This is a genomic window from Caballeronia telluris (assembly GCF_001544495.1).
Classification (GTDB): Bacteria; Pseudomonadota; Gammaproteobacteria; order Burkholderiales; family Burkholderiaceae; genus Caballeronia; species Caballeronia telluris.
The window spans coordinates 1-2,591 of the sequence record NZ_FCNZ02000097.1 but is presented as its reverse complement, the minus strand read 5'-3'; the positions used below and the strand labels follow the sequence as shown (position 1 = coordinate 2,591).

The 2,591-nt window shown below is 59.7% G+C and carries 3 protein-coding genes; all 3 read left to right on the top strand.

Annotated features, from left to right (window positions below; all coding sequences use genetic code 11):
• Window positions 1–80: 80 nt before the first annotated feature.
• The 3 genes from AWB66_RS32215 to tnpC are packed head-to-tail and all read left to right on the top strand — an operon-like array spanning window position 81 to window position 2,522.
• A complete protein-coding gene (locus AWB66_RS32215) occupies window positions 81–581 on the top strand; it encodes a transposase (RefSeq protein WP_235021352.1) in 501 nt (166 codons plus the stop codon).
• A complete protein-coding gene (tnpB, locus tag AWB66_RS32210) occupies window positions 557–910 on the top strand; it encodes an IS66 family insertion sequence element accessory protein TnpB (protein ID WP_061115854.1) in 354 nt (117 codons plus the stop codon). Before AWB66_RS32215 ends, tnpB begins: the two co-directional genes overlap by 25 nt.
• 31 nt (window positions 911–941) lie before the next feature.
• Window positions 942–2,522 carry an IS66 family transposase gene (tnpC, locus tag AWB66_RS32205; RefSeq protein WP_087634018.1) on the top strand — a complete coding sequence of 527 codons (1,581 nt, stop codon included), beginning with the start codon at window positions 942–944 and terminating at the stop codon, window positions 2,520–2,522.
• The last annotated feature ends 69 nt before the right edge of the window (window positions 2,523–2,591 follow it).

The window sequence follows — 2,591 nt, the reverse complement described above, 5'->3', positions numbered from 1 at the left end:
GGTCCTTCAGGGACGCCCTAGCAATGGACGAGTGATTCTCTGATGCTACCTGTCCACGTGGACAGCTGGGATGAGAGTACATGACAGAAGATCGAGATTTGCGTAGCCGTCTGGTAGTCGGTGCGAAGCGGGATGGTCGCCGGGAATACGATCCGCAAGCCCGCGAGGAACTGGTCCAGTTGTGCATGACTTCCGGCGTTTCGATCGCGCGTACGGCGATGGAATACGGCTTGAACCCGAATCTGTTGCGCGAGTGGATCACGCGCTATCAGAAGACACATGCGGCGCAGAATTCGGCGGGGAAGGAACTGAGGCCAGCAGACAGGGCATCGCTTGATGTCACGCCGCCGGCCTTGCGGACTCACGCGCCCGACGTGCCATCACCATTTGTACCGGTCGTTCAGGGGGCTGTGACGGTGGAACGGGCGGTGTCCGCGCACACACCATCGATCACGGTTGCCTTGCACATACGTTTGCCCAACGGTGTTGAGTTCGACATCGCAGAGGCGACCATCGACGAGATGACCACCGTGGTCCAGATGCTCGGGAGGATGCCGTGTTCCGGTTCGACGATAATCTGAAGGTCTACCTGCACCGCGATCCTGTCGACTTCCGCTACGGCATGAACAGTCTGTCGATTCTCGTCGAGCAGTCGATGCGCCTAAATCCGATGGACACGTCGCTTTACATCTTCGGAAACCGACGTCGTGACCGGATAAAGATTCTTGGCTGGGACGGCAGTGGTTTCTGGCTTTTGATAAAACGATTGGAGAGCAGCCACTTCATCTGGCCAGACAACAAGGCTGAGATCGTGACGATGACGAGCAACGTGTTGCACGCGTTGCTCGATGGCGATGACATCACCGCGATACGACGGCATCCGAAGCAGGAATATCGCCGCGTGAGCTGAACAGTGAGGCCGTGCGCTGGTCTAACCCGCCATGCCGATCAATGTCACGATCACCGCCGAGGAATTGAAGGCGTTGCTCGCCGAGCGCGATGCTGCTCGTGCATTGCGAGAAGAACACGAGGCCTTACGCGGCGCCTTGCGGCTTATGACGGCAGAGCGCGATCTTGCTGAGGAGCGACTCCGAGCCTACCGTCGCGAACTGTTCGGCGCCAAGAGCGAGGCACGAGATTCTGATCAACTTGGCTTGTTCAACGAAGCCGAGGTGCTCGGCGCGAACAGCGCGCCTGCCCAAGAAGACACGCCAGAGACGACGGTTGGCGCGCACAAGCGCAAGAAGCGCGGTCACCGCAAGCCGCTCGATCCCAATCTGCCGCGCGAGGTCGTGCGGCACGAATTGCCCGAAGCCGAACGCTTTTGCACGAACGATGGGCAAGCGCTCGTCGAGATCGGCGCGGAGATCAGCGAGCAGCTCGATGTGATCCCCGAGCAGCTTCGAGTGATCCAACACCAGCGCGTTAAATATGCGTGCCCGTGCTGCGATCTCGGCATCAAGGTCACTCCAGCGCCGCCGCGCATCATCGCGCGCGGACTGTTGAGCGAAGCAGCACTCGCGTGGATCGCCACCGGCAAATATCAGTTCGGCATGCCGCTCTATCGCCAGGCCGGTTTGCTGTGTCGCTTCGGCGGAGACATCTCGTCAAACACGATCGCCGCCAGCATGGTTCGCGTTGGCCTCGCGACCCAGCCCGTGATCAACCTCATGCGCGATGCGTTGCTCGATGCCGAACTGATCTACTGCGACGAGACGACGTTCCAGGTACTGAAAGAGAAAGGGCGCAAGCCGCAAACGAAGAGCTACCTCTGGGCGCAGATGACCAATTCAGGCATCCCCATCCGCTGCTTCAGCTATACGCCCGGACGTGGCGCCAAGCTGGCCGACAAGCTGTTCACGGGGATTCGCAAGGGCGCGGTTCTGATGACTGATGGCTACGAGCCCTACAACGACATCGCTCAACGCTACGACCTCGTGCACCTCGGATGTTGGGCACACCTAAGACGGTACTTCATCAAAGCGGAGGAGAACGTGCCGAAAGCCGCGCGTTCGCCCGATCTGCTCGCGACACGCTTCATCACGCTGATCGGCAAGCTGTTCGCTGCGGAGGCCCGCTCTAAGAAATGGGCAGCTGAGCGACGACAGCGATTGCGACGTCGATACAGCACGCGCATACTCGACGCCATCTACGCTTTAGCCCTCGCGGAGTCGCCCGGCGTCGTACCAAAAAGTTTGCTCGGAAAGGCACTGACCTATCTGCGCGAGCAGTGGCCGAAGCTGATCCGCTATGTCGAGAACGGCACTTGGGCCATCTCGAATAACCCTTGCGAGAATGCGATTCGCCCATTCGTCGTGGGGCGCCGCTCATGGCTTTTTAGCGACACCGTAGCGGGGGCGAACGCAAGTGCAAACCTCTACAGCCTGATCGAAACCTGCAAAGCCGGGGGCATCGATCCCTATCGCTACCTTCACTGGTTGTTCCAACGTCTTCCTCTGGCGAGGACCGTTGACGACTACGACGCGCTGCTTCCTTGGAAGATGACCGCAGATCTCCGCTGACCCGCATTGCTGACACACATCACGCGCTCTCCACCTTACTCCGAGGGGCGTCGTTCGTGGATCGCATAC